This window comes from Phocaeicola massiliensis B84634 = Timone 84634 = DSM 17679 = JCM 13223 (genome assembly GCF_000382445.1).
In the GTDB taxonomy this organism is placed as follows: Bacteria; Bacteroidota; Bacteroidia; order Bacteroidales; family Bacteroidaceae; genus Phocaeicola; species Phocaeicola massiliensis.
In genome coordinates, this window is the sequence record NZ_KB905472.1 from 502,627 (window position 1) to 517,347 (window position 14,721).

Here is a 14,721-nt window from a genome sequence, read left to right on the forward strand (position 1 = left end):
TTTAATGACCGCAAAGTTAGCGAATTAAACCGAATATTTTGCTGAAAACTAAAAAAAGAGATACTTTTGCATTGATTTTTTCTAAAAATAGAAAATGAAGAAACTGATTATCGGAGTTTGTCTGCTTGTGCTGATTAGCTCCTGTGGAGGTGGTAAAAAGAAAATAGACCCCTTCGAGATGCTCACTGAAGAGATTGATTCGCTGGCTGCCGTTCCTGATACGGTGGAAGTGATGGAAGTGGTGGAAGAAGAACCGATGGTTCCGGCTACCGCAGATGAAAGTTTTGCCGACTTTATCTACAATTTTGCAATTGACGAAAAGCTGCAAGTGTCGCGTATTGTGTTCCCCTTGCCTTATTATACGATGGATAAGAAGGAACATATCGAAAAGAAAGATTGGAAACACGACCCGTTGTTCAGCCAATTGGACTCTTATACTGTTCTTTTTGACAAGGCGGTGGATATGGAAGCGGAAAAGGATACTACTGCTACCAGTGTGAAGATTGAGTGGATTTATCTGAAGACAAACAAGATTAAGAGATATTATTTTGAACGTTTGAAGGGGTTGTGGAAGTTGGAAGCCATTGATTTTGCAGATATGCCGGAGAATGAGGACAGCAAGGAGAGCTTCTATGAGTTCTATGAACATTTTGCCAATGATTCTCTTTTCCAGCAAACACGCCTTCATAATCCATTGAAGTTTGTTACGGTAGACCCGGACGATGAATTTCAAATAATTGAAACTACCCTTGAGGCAGGACAGTGGTTTGCTTTTCAGCCGGTACTTCCCCGCGAGTTTCTGACAAATGTAAATTATGGACAGAATGAGAATTCTAAATCGAATACAAAGGTAATTGAGATAAAAGGATTCGGTAATGGATTTAATAATACGCTTTACTTTGAACGGCGCAATGGGTTGTGGAAATTAGTGCAGTTTGAAGATTTAAGCGATTAACCCTGTTAATGACTGATGAAAGAAATAAAGGAGTATTCATTGTTGCCGCATAATACTTTCGGCATGGATGTAAAGGCGTCTGTGTTTGTAGAATATGGGTCGGTTGCTGAATTGAAGGCTATATTATCAAATAAGGATTATTTAAAACCGTCATGGTTGCATATTGGCGGGGGCAGTAATTTGTTGTTTACGGCAGATTATGAAGGAACCGTTCTGCATTCGGCCATTCATGGTTATGAAGTAGTGGATGAGAATGATAAAACTGTCGACATAAGGGTAGGAGCCGGAGAGGTATGGGATGATTTTGTGGCTTTTGCCGTGCGGCACGGATGGTATGGTGCGGAGAATTTATCTTTGATACCGGGAGAAGTGGGTGCTTCGGCTGTGCAAAATATTGGTGCATACGGTGCGGAGGTCAAAGATTTGATTGTTTCGGTAGAAACACTGGAAGTCTCTACGGGGCAGGAACGTGTGTTTGCTAATGATGAGTGTCACTATGCCTATCGTGAGAGTATATTCAAAAAAGAATTGAAAGGAAAATATATCGTTACTCATGTGACTTACCGTCTTGGAAAACATCCGCTTTTTAATCTCGAATATGGTAATGTGAGAGGTGAATTGGAGAAACGCGGATGCGAGATAACATTGGACAATGTGCGTAATACAGTAATTGAGATACGTGAAGCAAAGTTGCCGGACCCGAAGGTGCAAGGCAATGCCGGAAGTTTTTTTATGAATCCTGTTGTATCGCGTCTGCAATTCGAAGCATTGCAAAGAGAATATCCTGAGATACCTCATTATAATATGGGAGAAGATAGGGTCAAGATTCCGGCAGCGTGGATGATTGATCGTTGCGGCTGGAAAGGTAAACAGGTAGGCAATGCAGGTGTTCATTCCAAACAGGCTTTGGTATTGGTAAATTGTGGAGGAGCTACCGGAAGAGAAATCGTAGATTTGTCCCGGCAGATACAAGAGTCTGTCTTTTTGAAATTCGGGATAACTGTTTCTCCTGAAGTGAATTTTATTTAACTGTTATATGAAGATTACAATACTAGGCAGTGGAACATCTACGGGAGTACCCGAAATAGGGTGCAAATGCCCGGTTTGTACCAGCAATGATCCTCGGGATAACCGTTTGCGTTGTTCGGGACTGATAGAAACAGAGGGAGTGCGGATTTTGATGGATTGTGGTCCTGATTTTCGTGAACAGATGATACGTCTGAATGATTTTAAACCCCTTGATGCTGTATTCATCAGTCACGAGCATTATGATCATGTGGGTGGCTTGGATGATTTACGTCCCTTCTGTCGCTTTCGTGATGTGCCGGTTTATGCGGAACGATATACGGCAGAGCGTTTGCGTCAACGTATTCCTTATTGTTTTGCAGAGCATCTTTATCCGGGAGTACCTCGCATCCTGTTGAAGGAGATTGTGCCGGATTCACCTTTTACGGTTGGCAACTCGAAGGAAGTTAAGGTAGAGATTATTCCCGTTCGGGTGATGCATGGCAAACTTCCTATTTTGGGATACCGTATTGGTAATATGGCATGGATTACAGATATGCTGACCATGCCGGAGTCTGAGTATGAGCTTCTGAATGGACTGGATGTACTGGTGATGAATGCTTTGCGTCCCCAATCTCATAGCACACACCAAAATCTACAGGAAGCATTGGACAATGCAAAGCGTATCGGAGCTAAAGAAACTTATTTTATTCACATGAGCCATCACATGGGATTACATTCGGAAGTTGAGAAACTGCTTCCCCCTCATGTGCACTTTGCTTATGACGGAGAAGTAATTTCTGTCGGTTAGACTGTCGGTTTTAATGAATATTGGCAAAGTCCGTTTAGCCCGCATTCTTCACATTTGGGAGTCCTGGCCATGCATACATACCTGCCGTGCAAGATGAGCCAGTGGTGGGCTGTCGGAACGATTTCTTTCGGGATGTATTTCATCAGATATTTTTCGGTGGCCAGCGGAGTAGTACAAGTTTTCGGTACCAAGCCGATGCGGTGGCTTACGCGGAAAACATGAGTATCTACTGCCATTGTTGCTTTATTGAATACCACGCTTTGAATTACATTGGCGGTTTTTCTTCCTACTCCCGGCAATTTTATCAGCTCTTCCAGTGTACCGGGCACTTCACTATGAAAATCTTTAACCAGCATCTGTGCCATGCCGACCAGATGTTTTGCTTTATTGTTAGGATAACTCACACTGCGGATGTATTCATAAATGACTTCCGGCGTAGAGGCTGCCAGGGCTTCCGGTGTAGGGAAATCCCGATAGAGAGGCGGGGTAATCATGTTTACGCGTTTGTCTGTACATTGTGCGCTGAGGATGACTGCTATCAGCAGCTCGAACGGATTGTTATAATGCAGTTCCGTTTCTGCAACAGGCATTGCATTTTGAAAATACGTTATTACCTTATCATATAATTCTTTTTTTCTCATGATTGTCCTTCACTTATTCCCGAGGTCTTTAATTTAAATTAGTTACAAAGATAATACTGTTTCTCAAAAAAGTGCGTATCTTTGCATCCGAATTAGAAAAAATAGACGTATGATGCCGTGAATAGCGGTCGTGTATTCTAGAACACCACGTAAAAAACAGGAAAAATGAAGAATAATAACACTGTATCTGTATCTTTTATGTTGCTTGGCATACTGTTCTGTGTATGTCTCGTTGCAGCAAACTTATTGGAAACCAAGGTAGTCCGGATTTGGAAAATTACTGCAACTGCCGGGCTTGTCGTATTCCCTATTTCTTATATCATCAATGACTGCATAGCCGAAGTGTGGGGCTTTCGTAAAGCAAGACTGATTATTTGGATGGGTTTTGCCATGAACTTTATGGTTGTCGCGTTGGGGCAACTTGCCATTATGATGCCTGCAGCACCCTTTTGGGAAGGGGAAGAAGGATTTAATTTTGTTTTCGGCATGGCACCGCGTATTGCTGTGGCAAGTTTGACTGCCTTTTTGGTTGGTTCTTTTCTCAATGCTTATGTCATGAGTAAGATGAAATTGGCTTCGGGAGGCAAGAATTTTTCACTTCGTGCCATCACTTCTACATTGGTGGGTGAAAGTGCCGATTCGCTGATTTTCTTTCCGATTGCTTTCGGAGGGTTGATGCCGGTGAGTGAGCTGATTAAAATGATGATTCTTCAAGCTCTTTTAAAAACAGTTTATGAAATCATTATCCTTCCTGTTACCATCCGTGTAGTGAATTATATAAAGAAGGTGGACGGAAGTGATGTCTATGATGAGAATATTTCCTACAATGTATTAAAAATCAAAGAACTATAAATCATGAATAGGAGTGATGCATTGGTTGTGTTCAGCGGTGGGCAGGACTCAACTACTTGTCTGTTTTGGGCAAAGAAACATTTTAGTAAAGTATATGCGTTGAGTTTTGTCTACGGACAAAAACATGTGAAAGAGGTGGAACTGGCACGTTCCATAGCTGCCGGGGCAGGAGTAGAGTTTGAAGCGATGGATGTTTCTTTTATCGGTCATTTGGGTAAGAATTCATTGACGGATACCACTATTGCAATGGACCAGGATAAGCCGGCCGATAGTTTCCCGAATACTTTTGTTCCGGGGCGTAACCTGTTTTTCTTGAGCATTGCAGCTGTTTATGCTCGCGAACATGGCATTAACCATATTGTGACCGGTGTGTCTCAGACTGATTTCAGCGGTTATCCCGATTGTCGGGATGCTTTTATCAAGTCATTGAATGTCACACTCAATCTTGCTATGGACGAACAATTTGTTCTCCATACTCCGTTGATGTGGATTGACAAGGCAGAAACATGGGCACTGGCGGATGAACTGGGAGTTCTTGATTTGATTCGCAGGGAAACTTTAACTTGTTATAATGGCATTCAGGGTGATGGATGCGGACATTGTCCGGCGTGCAAACTTCGCCGTGAAGGTTTGGAAAAATATCTGGCAAGTAAGAAGTGATTTACTTGAAACTAAAAAATAATAACTATATGGAAAGAAAAGATGAACTGACAATATTAGGAAAGAAGACGGAATACAAGCAGGATTATGCTCCTGAGGTGCTGGAGTCTTTTGTTAACAAGCACCCTGGGAATGATTATTGGGTGCGTTTCAATTGTCCCGAATTTACTAGTCTTTGCCCCATCACCGGACAGCCGGATTTTGCTGAGATTCGTATTTCTTATCTGCCTGACATGAAGATGGTAGAGAGCAAGAGCCTGAAACTTTACCTGTTCAGCTTTCGCAATCATGGCGATTTTCATGAAGATTGTGTAAATATCATTATGAAGGACTTGATTAAACTGATGGAGCCTAAATATATCGAAGTAACAGGTATCTTTACTCCACGTGGCGGCATCTCTATTTATCCGTATTGCAATTACGGACGTCCGGGAACAAAATATGAAGAATTGGCGCAATATCGTTTGCGTAACCACGATTTATAAACGGCGGGCTTCCACCCAAGGGAAAGATGAACTTAAAGTCGTTCACTCCTTTCGGTGGAAGCAAAATATCTTTAGGATAATTCCAGCCCCAATGCTTCTTTTAATTTTAGCAGATTGGGATTCTTTTTACTCATCATCTGGAAACGTTCTACATGGCTATAGGCACGTATGTTTTCAGTCGGGGCACTTACCCGTATTGTCATCGTTATTTTTCGGTTATGGAGACGTTCCCGCAAGTGGTTTTGAATTGCCTGAACCAACTGCGTCATATATTTTTCTACCATCTCGTTGTCTACCAATACTTCGAAAGTAGTATCATTCAGCAGTTTCGGATGCATATTCATCATACGTGCCGAGTTCGCTTTCTCTTCAACCGGCAGATTAGCTGCAAATTCACGCCAATAATAGTTTAAATCTTTTTCGTTAAAGATATAATCCTCATACGACGCACTGCTTGATGTAGCGGTTGCATGGGCGGCAGAGGTGTTTTTTGCATCTGTTTTCTCAGCTGTTTGTTCATGCAGGGGACGGCGTATGGACATGCCCAACGTACCCGCTTTAAATACTGGAATTTTCTTTTCTTCCTTTGTCGTAGGCAGCGGGTTGGGACGTCCACCCGTATTCATTCCGTTTGTAGAACCTTGTGTTGCAGTCGGTGATGAAGCAGCCGGAGCAACACCGGTCTGTGCAGCGGCAACCGGAGCCTGAGGCTGCGATTGCGTGGCAACTTCAGGAGTTGCTTGCTGTGTAAATATGGGTTTTATGTGATTCTTTTTAGGGCTGCGCCCACCGGCCAAATCGTCAGCGTCGGGCAAGGTCAGTTGCGCACATTGTATCAGTGTCAGCTCTACCAGCAAGCGTTTGTTCTTGCTGGCGCGATAGTTTAAATCGCAGTCGTTGCACAGCTTCATGGCTTTGTACAGGAACTTGGCCTCGCACTTCCGGGCTTGTGCCTGATAACGCTCACGGATACTTGCACCTACCTCCAGCAGTTGTAAAGTTGAGGCATCCTTGCTCACCAATAAATCGCGGAAATGTGAAGAAAGTCCCGTAATAAAGTGGCTGCCGTCAAATCCTTTTTTCAGTACATCATTGAAAAGCAGCATTGCTTCGGGTACCTTGTTTTCAAGTAATAAATCCGTCAATTTAAAGTAGTATTCGTAATCCAATACGTTCAGGTTCTCGATGACACTTTTATAAGTAATGTTTCCCCCTGTGAAGCTTACTACCTGGTCAAAGATGGAAAGCGCGTCACGCATACCTCCATCCGCTTTTTGGGCAATGACGGTCAGCGCTTCGGGTTCGGCATTGATATGTTCCTGCTTTGCCACATATTGCAGGTGCTCTGTGGTATCTTTAATGCCGATGCGGTTGAAATCATAGATTTGGCAACGGCTCAGGATAGTAGGCAATATCTTATGCTTTTCGGTAGTGGCAAGGATGAAAATGGCATGATGAGGAGGCTCTTCCAGGGTCTTCAGAAAAGCATTGAAGGCAGCTTGGGACAGCATGTGTACCTCGTCAATGATATATACTTTATATTTGCCGATTTGTGGCGGGATACGTACTTGCTCTATCAGCGAACGGATGTCTTCTACGGAGTTATTGCTGGCGGCATCCAGCTCATGAATGTTATATGAGCGTTGCTCGTTGAAGGCAAGGCACGATTCACATTGGTTGCACGCCTCTCCGTCAGCAGTGGGAGACAGGCAGTTGATGGTTTTGGCAAAGATACGCGCACAGGTTGTCTTGCCCACACCGCGTGGACCGCAGAACAGGTAGGCATGTGCCAGCTTGCCGGTAGCAATCGCATTTTTCAGGGTAGTGGTCAAAGCACGTTGGCCCACAACCGATTCGAATGTAGCGGGACGATATTTTCGTGCCGATACGATATAATTTTCCATAAGCGGAGTTCCTTTACTAAATATGAGTTCTGCAAAAGTACATAAATTATCGGTGTTTTTATGTATGGTTGCCTGAAATATTTCTATCTTTGCGCAAAGGAGAAAAAAGAACGTTAGATATGAGTAAATTGCTGACTATTTGGAACTACATCCGGCACCATAAGTATATGATTACGCTGCTGGTATTTCTTGTGGTTATTGGTTTTTTGGATGAAAACAGTCTGATTCAGCGCGCAAAGCACCGTAATGAAATAAGTACGTTAAATAGTGAAATAGAAAAATACAGAAAGCAATATGAGGAGGATACCGAGAAGCTGAAAGAGTTGACCAGCAATCCCGAGGCTTTGGAGAAAATAGCCCGTGAGAAGTATCTGATGAAGAAACCAAATGAGGATGTTTACGTTTTTGAACAATGAAGAATCTTTATAATATAATATTTATGGCAGGTGCCGGGCTGTTGCTGCTTGGTGCAGTATTGCAAATAACCCGTTGGGATTTTGCTCCTTTTATATACACAGTGGGTGCGGTGATGTTCGGCTATGTACAGGTGATGGGAAATCGGTATGATGGCAAGAACTTTATCGTCAAGCGATTGAGGAGGCAGCAAATCTTTGGTGCCATTGCGTTGGTTTTTGCGGGAGTACTGATGTTTACGATGAACCGTAATGAGTGGATTGTCTGTCTTTCCATTGCTGCCATACTCGAACTGTATACAGCATTCCGCATTCCGCAGGAACTGGATAAAGAGAACAAGTAGAGCATTCTCATCTTTTGAATAAAATGCCGGTTTTGTTCTATTTTGATTCATCTCCGCACATAAGCCAAGAATAACCGGATGATAAGTCCTTTCATCAGTCGGATTAACTTCTTTTTCCTTTTAGGTTAAGTCTTCGCGTACGGCAAACTTTTATAGTCTTCGGCTGTGGACTGTATAGTCTGCTGCAATGGACTGTACAGTCTGTTACGGTGGACTGTACAGTCTGTTATAACAGACTGTAATAATCTTCCGCTTAAAAGGTCTTAGACAGTGGTCAGAAATAACTTAATCTTCCTTTTGTTTACAGATAAAAAGTAGATGACCGGTCACCCCGTATTGTATAATTTCCGGATTTCGAGGGGAAGGAAGGCAAAAAAACTAAACCGGTCTATCCCATCGTCAGCTGTAGGGGCAGGGTTTGCCTGCCCGAAGGCACAAAGCAAACTGTTTTCGGGCGAGCGAACCTTGCCCCTATAAACTAAACGACAGCATTATCCACGTTTTGACAGCCTCTTTTTTAGAGACGAGGAAGGTAGTGTGCTAAAATGAAAACAAACTACCACTATTCCACAATAGTCATTTCATCTATCAGATGTTTTGCACCTGCAAACTTATCGATGATAAACAAAGTATATCGGATATCTACGCAAGCGGCACGTTGTAACTGCGGATTGTAGGCGATATCACCTGTCAAACCTTCGTAGTTACGGTCGAATCCGGTACCGATTAATTCGCCTTTACTGTTGAAGACCGGTGAACCGGAGTTACCTCCCGTATTATCGGTGGCTGTGGCAAAGCAGATAGGCATTTCTCCGTTTTTCATGGCATAACGGCCGAAATCCTTGTTGTTATACAATTCTTTCAGTTTTGCCGGCACCACGAACTCGAAATTATCCGGGTCTTCTTTTTCCATTACGCCTTTCAGTGTCGTATAATAACTGTATTCCACTCCGTCCTTCGGGCTGTAAGAGCCGATTTTTCCGTAAGTGAGACGTAATGTAGAGTTGGCATCGGGATAAATGGGTGTGCCTTCCTGTTGTTTCAGTTTCATCATACCTTCCACCCATGTCTTGTGTGCAAGGTTGTATGCATCCGTTTCTGCTTTCATAGCCTGGTCGGTCTTTTCATACCCTTCGTCTACGGATTTGGCATATTGCACCATCAAGTCGTTTTCTATGGTTTTGGCATCCGGTTTGGCCATGAACCGGTCAAAGGCTTCACGACTGCGGAAGATAGAAGTATCGAAACAAGCATCTACAAATGCATCGATATCTCCTTTGAACTTCTTGTCTATCACCCGGAATATGCTGATGCGCTGTTCGGCAGGAATCAGTTCGGCATAAGTCTTTAACAGTGCCTTTGAGACTTTGCGGTCTACTTCGGGACTGTAATCTTTATTAAAGAACTTGTCGGCCTGTTTACCCAACCGGCTCAATGCATGATCCAGCGGATTGATTTCTTTGGTAGCGTGGGGCACTTTGTAACCTTGTTTCAGTGCTTCCAGCACTTGGTCTGTGGAAGGAATTTTATAGAATTCCGTTCCCAGTTTGCAAACTTCATAGATGGCTTGCTGGTGATAAACAGCGTCATGGCGTTTGCTTACGATTTCGCGGATGGCATCAAATGCTTTTTGATAAGTATCTGTTCCCGTTTTGCGGCCGTATGCCAGAAGTTTTTCTTGTTGCTGCTTCTTGGTGTCGAGCACATTGAGGTGAATCAGTCCTTCGTTCATGCCGATGGCATTCTTCCAGTAGTTGGCAGAAGATGCATACTTGCTGGCATACTGGATGCGTACTTTATCACTTTTCAGCATTTCTTCGAGCAGATTGTTGAGGCGTACCGTACGCACTGTCTTACGCATGAAATTGGTAGTCTGCATACGTTCTTCCACCTCATCGGAAATCATATAACGCCAGTTGCGTCCGGGGAATCCCATTACGAAAGTAAAGTCGCCCTCTTTCACACCGCCCAGATTGATCGTAAGGTGTTTCTTCACTTTCAGGGGGATATTATTCTCATTGTATTCGGCCGGTTTGCCATCGGGGGCGGCATATATGCGGAACATGGAGAAGTCACCGCAGTGGCGGGGCCACATCCAGTTGTCTGTGTCGGCTCCAAACTTTCCGATGGAAGAAGGGGGAGCACCCACCATGCGGACATCCTTGTAGATGGTCTTTACAAAAAGATAGTAACGGTTTGCTCCGTAGAAAGGTTTCAACTCCAAGGCCGTGAAGGGAGTGACTTCTATGTTCTCCTGCTTGGCAAAGCGTTCGGCCACTTTGCCAAGGTAAGAAGGAGAGAGGTAGTTCAGGCCTTCCGGGTCCTTGTCCTTAGCCAACTGTTCTTTTACATAAGGAGTGATATCCAGAATTTTGTCGATAAAAGTAACGGTCAGCCCCTCGCAAGGCAATTCCTCCTTGCGGGTCATCGCCCAGAATCCGTCTGTCAGGTAGTCGTGCTCCACCGAACTGTGTTGCTGGATATATCCGTATCCGCAATGGTGATTGGTCAGCACCAGTCCTTCTGCTGAAATAACTTCACCGGTGCATCCTCCGCCGAAATGTACCACGGCATCTTTCAGGCTGATACTGTCGGGGCAATATACTTTGTCAATGCCGATGTCCAGTCCCATGTCGTACATGGTGGCGGCATTTTGTTCTTTCAGGTCTGTCAACATCCACATACCCTCGTCGGCATGGCCGGCAAGGGTGGTGAAGCTGAGAAGTGATAATATGATTGTCTTTTTCATTATTCTACTATTGTCATTTCGTCAATCAGGTGACCGCAACCACCCAGTTTGTCGATAATAAAGAGTACATAGCGGATGTCTACGGCAATACAGCGTTGGAGGTTATTGTCAAAGTTGATATCTCCACTCAGTGATTCCCAGTTGCCGTCAAAGGCAGTACCAATCAGTTCACCGCTGCCGTTGATGACCGGAGAACCTGAGTTACCACCTGTAATGTCATTGGTCGTGAGGAAACAAGCCGGCATCTCACCGTTAGGCAATGCATAACGTCCGAAGTCTTTGGCAGTATAAAGCTCTTTCAGTTTGGCGGGAACTACGAATTCGGGATTGGTGGGGTCTTCTTTTTCCATTACACCTTTCAATGTCGTATAATACTTGTAGTGTATACCGTCTTTCGGATTATAAGATTTCACGTTACCATAAGTCAGACGAATGGTGAAGTTGGCATCCGGTGCTTTAGGTTCGGGAGAATACATTTCACATAAGCCGCGTACATACGTTTTGTGCAGCAGTTCCAATCCATTGAGTGCAGTTGACAATTCCTTAACCAATTTATCACCCAGTGCATATTTGGATTTGACAAAAGCATACATCGGGTCTTTTTCAAGAGCTTTTACATTGGGCTTGCTGATGAATTTATTGAAATTCTTTTCATTGGAGAAGATGGAATTATCATATAAATTGTCGATATATGCATCATAGTTTCCTTTGAAATCGTTTTGGATTGTCTGGTAGAAAGAAGGCAACGCGTCAGCTTCTACCATTTCGGCATAGAGGGGCAACAGGGCTTTGGCTACTTTGCGGTCTACTTCGTGGTCATAATCCTTGTTGTGAACGGATTCATAAACGCTCTTCATCATATCGGTATATTTTTTGATACCGGCTTTATCTTTGTTCTTTACCGCTACTTTCAGGCTGTCCATTACAATATAAGGAGTACCGAACTCAATGCCGCTTCTCAAAATTTCATTGAAGCAAGTGAATTGATAAAGAACAGGGTTGCTCTTTTCGATAATGGCATCGATTTCTCCTACCACCTTTGCATAGTCGGCCCGATTGTTATCCTTTGCAAACTTGGCAAAGCGGGCTTCCTGAGCCGCTTTCGTTTCCAGTACTTTATTGTCTGCGATAGCTTTGTTCATACCGATGGAATTCTTCCAGTAGTTGCTGCTTCCCGCATATTTGCTGGCATACTGAATGCGCACTTTGTCGCTGGCTGCCATTTCTTTTTTCAGTACATCCTGACGGGTACCGCGAATGCGGATACGGGGCTCATTGCTGGCGGTCATTCGCTGTTTGACTTCGCTTTGAGTCAAGTAGCGGCTGGTGCTTCCGGGGAAGCCCATAATCATGGCATAATCACCTTCTTCGATACCTTTCAGTGAGATAGCCAAATGTTTCTTAGCTTTGAGAGGAACATTGTTTTCATTGTATTCGGCCGGTTCACCGTTAGCGTCTGCATAGATACGGAATACAGAAAAGTCGCAAGTATGACGGGGCCACATCCAGTTATCGGTTTCCCCACCGAATTTACCGATAGATGAAGGAGGTGCGGCAACCATACGTACGTCACTGTATGTTTTTAAATAAATCAGATAAAATTTGTTTCCGGCATAGAAAGGAAGCGCTTGTGCACTGATACCCGGCTTTCCGTTCAGGTCGCTTGCTTTCAGTTCCTCGTTGGCAAATTTATGTAAGAAAGGCTGACCGAATGTTTCTTCTTCCTTCACTTCTCCGGCTTTTACCTTTGCATTTATTTTATCTGTGACATCCACAATACGTTCTACAAATTTGAACTTCAAGCCCGGAGTAGGGAGTTCTTCTTTACGGCTTTTTGCCCAAAAACCATCTGTCAGGTAGTCATGTTCTACTGAACTGTGTTGTTGGATAGAAGCATATCCGCAATGATGATTGGTCAGGATAAGTCCGTCGGGAGAAATAATTTCTCCGGTACATCCTCCGCCAAAGATACCTACTGCATCTTTCAGCGAAACTTTGTTGGGGTGGTAGATGTCGTCGGCATCCAGCTTCAGACCCTGTGCTTTCATGCGGTCTGCCAAGTGCTGTTCCTGCATGAGTTGCAACAACCACATACCTTCGTCTGCCTTTGATGGCAAGAATGCCACGCACATTAATGCGAGCATTAAGAGTTTAAATCTTTTCATGTTGTGTACTAAATGTTATTTCTTTATACTTATATCGGTTACAAAAATAGAAAAAAAACGGCAAGTATCAGTCAAAAAACTCAATCACAGTGATAATCTTATATTAAGTTTTAAATTATAATAAAAAATTTTTGTCAGTGGATTATAGATTGTACCTTTGCTCACCAAAAAGTAGTAAAGGGTGTGTAGATGAGCATGAATAAACTTTTTTTCTCTGTAGTGTCTTTATTGGCTTTGACCTCGTGTGCCAGCGAATATAAAATAGAAGGTAGTTCTTCTGTTTCGAGGTTGGATGGAAAGATGCTGTTTATAAAAGTTCCCGATGGTGACCGCATGGTGAAGGTTGATTCTGCCGAGGTTATTCATGGGATATTTAAAATGGAAGGAGTTTTGGATTCGTCCGTTATTGCTTCTTTATATATGGATGATATAAATATCATGCCTTTTGTTATCGAAAAAGGGAAGATAGCCATTAACATAGACAATGCCCGCATCGTGGTAAGCGGAACTCCGCTCAATGACCGTCTTTATGATTTTGTGGGAAAGAAAACTTCGCTTGATGACCGTGCCTACGAGTTAGAGCGTAAGGAAAGCCGTATGATTATGGATGGAAAAGATCCCAATGAGATTCACCATGTTATTATGACAGAACGTGAGAAACTGGCTGCTGAGATGAATGACTTGGCAAAGCAGTTCATTAAAAAGAATTATGATAATGTATTGGGACCGGGGGTATTTATCATGATATGCAGTAACTTTGATTATCCGGTCATGACTCCGATGATTGAGGAAATCGTTAAAGATGCTCCCGACAGTTTCAAAAATAATCCGATGGTGAAGGAGTATATCACGGTAGCTCGTGCCAATATGGAGAAACTGAAGAGTACACAACCTGTTCCCCTCGATTAAAGATTATTGATCGGGGTTGTCCACTTTTCCCTGATATTCTTCCGGCAATGATTTTTCTATTTCTTTATAAGCTTCTTCCATGGTTGTTTTGATATTGTCTATTCCCTGGCTTTGGGGATATATGGGTTTATGAATGATCAATGTCATCGGATGCCATGAGACGAAACCTCCGGTACGCGGGAGAACATTGAATGAACCGACAATAGTAAGCGGTACGACCGGCAGTTGTAACTCATCCGCCAACTGGAAAGCTCCTTTCTTAAAATATCCCATGTGTCCTGTAAAGGTGCGTGCCCCTTCGGGAAATACGACCAATGAAGTTCCGTTCTGCAATACATTACGGGCATGTTCGATTGTCTCTTTTACTTTCTTCGGTCCGGATTTATCTACAAAAATGTGACCTGCCGCTTCGCATGCTTTACCAACAAAAGGCATTTTCCGCAGGCTCTTCTTCATCATCCATTTGAAATTGCGGCCCAAAAAGCCGTAAATGAGGAATATATCGAATGAGCCCTGATGGTTGGCAACAAAGACATATGAAGTTTTGTCCAGTACTTCGGGATGCCCTACTACTTTTACGGGAATCAGCAATACATAACAGAATAGTTGTGACCAGATTTTTCCGGGGTAATATCCCCAAACATGCGGGTCGCCTATCCATGAACCTACAATAGTGACAAGGGCCGTAAGTATTGTCAATACAAGAAGTATGGGAAGTGCTATAAAAATCTGATATAAAATATAGAGTGCTTTCATTGTTCTCAATTTTTAAATCATACAAAGATAGAAAAAAAAGATAATTTATCAGGCAAACAGTAATAACTTATA

At 43.2% G+C, this 14,721-nt stretch carries 14 protein-coding genes; 9 read left to right on the forward strand and 5 right to left on the reverse strand.

The features are described from left to right. Positions 1-94: 94 nt before the first annotated feature. Genes HMPREF1534_RS16835 through HMPREF1534_RS16825 form a run of 3 tightly spaced genes read left to right on the forward strand, consistent with a single transcriptional unit; the run spans position 95 to position 2,771 of the window. Positions 95-955, forward strand: a complete 861-nt coding sequence (locus tag HMPREF1534_RS16835) for a DUF4348 domain-containing protein (protein WP_005936420.1) — start codon at positions 95-97, stop codon at positions 953-955. Between the two features lie 15 nt (positions 956-970). Next, positions 971-1,984, forward strand: coding sequence for a UDP-N-acetylmuramate dehydrogenase (murB, locus tag HMPREF1534_RS16830; RefSeq protein ID WP_005936421.1), 1,014 nt, complete (start codon positions 971-973; stop codon positions 1,982-1,984). A 7-nt stretch (positions 1,985-1,991) separates the two neighbouring features. Continuing rightward, complete coding sequence (locus tag HMPREF1534_RS16825; RefSeq protein ID WP_005936422.1) at positions 1,992-2,771, forward strand: MBL fold metallo-hydrolase; 780 nt, start codon at positions 1,992-1,994, stop codon at positions 2,769-2,771. Here the strand turns inward: HMPREF1534_RS16825 and nth are convergent. Next, the gene (nth, locus tag HMPREF1534_RS16820; protein ID WP_005936423.1) at positions 2,768-3,412 is read right to left on the reverse strand and encodes an endonuclease III; all 645 of its coding nucleotides are present in this window, start codon (positions 3,410-3,412) and stop codon (positions 2,768-2,770) included. The two genes, HMPREF1534_RS16825 and nth, sit on opposite strands and share 4 nt — an antisense overlap. A 165-nt stretch (positions 3,413-3,577) precedes the next feature. On the opposite strand from nth, the gene HMPREF1534_RS16815 reads away from it, so the two are divergent. From HMPREF1534_RS16815 to queF, 3 genes are read left to right on the forward strand one after another with little or no spacing between them, the layout of a single operon-like run. Next, entirely contained in the window at positions 3,578-4,264 is a 687-nt protein-coding gene (locus HMPREF1534_RS16815; protein ID WP_005936424.1) for a queuosine precursor transporter, read from the forward strand. Positions 4,265-4,267: 3 nt separating this feature from the next. Then, positions 4,268-4,924 carry a 7-cyano-7-deazaguanine synthase QueC gene (gene queC, locus HMPREF1534_RS16810; protein ID WP_005936425.1) on the forward strand — a complete coding sequence of 219 codons (657 nt, stop codon included), beginning with the start codon at positions 4,268-4,270 and terminating at the stop codon, positions 4,922-4,924. 29 nt (positions 4,925-4,953) lie between these two features. Continuing rightward, positions 4,954-5,409, forward strand: coding sequence for a preQ(1) synthase (queF, locus tag HMPREF1534_RS16805; RefSeq protein ID WP_005936426.1), 456 nt, complete (start codon positions 4,954-4,956; stop codon positions 5,407-5,409). Positions 5,410-5,480: 71 nt separating this feature from the next. On the opposite strand, the gene HMPREF1534_RS16800 is transcribed toward queF, so the two are convergent. Beyond that, on the reverse strand, positions 5,481-7,313 hold the full coding sequence (locus HMPREF1534_RS16800) for a DNA polymerase III subunit gamma/tau (RefSeq protein WP_005936427.1): 1,833 nt from the start codon (positions 7,311-7,313) through the stop codon (positions 5,481-5,483). Between the two features lie 119 nt (positions 7,314-7,432). Between HMPREF1534_RS16800 and HMPREF1534_RS16795 the strand changes: the two genes are divergently transcribed. Continuing rightward, the gene (locus HMPREF1534_RS16795; protein WP_005936429.1) at positions 7,433-7,729 is read left to right on the forward strand and encodes an FtsB family cell division protein; all 297 of its coding nucleotides are present in this window, start codon (positions 7,433-7,435) and stop codon (positions 7,727-7,729) included. Beyond that, complete coding sequence (locus tag HMPREF1534_RS16790; protein WP_018452322.1) at positions 7,726-8,070, forward strand: hypothetical protein; 345 nt, start codon at positions 7,726-7,728, stop codon at positions 8,068-8,070. Before HMPREF1534_RS16795 ends, HMPREF1534_RS16790 begins: the two co-directional genes overlap by 4 nt. A gap of 562 nt (positions 8,071-8,632) precedes the next feature. Here the strand turns inward: HMPREF1534_RS16790 and HMPREF1534_RS16785 are convergent. Next, a complete protein-coding gene (locus HMPREF1534_RS16785; RefSeq protein ID WP_005936433.1) occupies positions 8,633-10,819 on the reverse strand; it encodes a S46 family peptidase in 2,187 nt (728 codons plus the stop codon). Then, positions 10,819-12,984, reverse strand: coding sequence for a S46 family peptidase (locus HMPREF1534_RS16780; RefSeq protein ID WP_025066872.1), 2,166 nt, complete (start codon positions 12,982-12,984; stop codon positions 10,819-10,821). Before HMPREF1534_RS16780 ends, HMPREF1534_RS16785 begins: the two co-directional genes overlap by 1 nt. 195 nt (positions 12,985-13,179) lie before the next feature. Between HMPREF1534_RS16780 and HMPREF1534_RS16775 the strand changes: the two genes are divergently transcribed. Next, positions 13,180-13,893: a DUF4369 domain-containing protein gene (locus tag HMPREF1534_RS16775; protein WP_025066873.1), complete on the forward strand. Its 714-nt coding sequence runs from the start codon at positions 13,180-13,182 to the stop codon at positions 13,891-13,893. Between the two features lie 3 nt (positions 13,894-13,896). On the opposite strand, the gene HMPREF1534_RS16770 is transcribed toward HMPREF1534_RS16775, so the two are convergent. Beyond that, positions 13,897-14,649: a lysophospholipid acyltransferase family protein gene (locus HMPREF1534_RS16770; RefSeq protein WP_005936438.1), complete on the reverse strand. Its 753-nt coding sequence runs from the start codon at positions 14,647-14,649 to the stop codon at positions 13,897-13,899. Positions 14,650-14,721 lie beyond the last annotated feature (72 nt).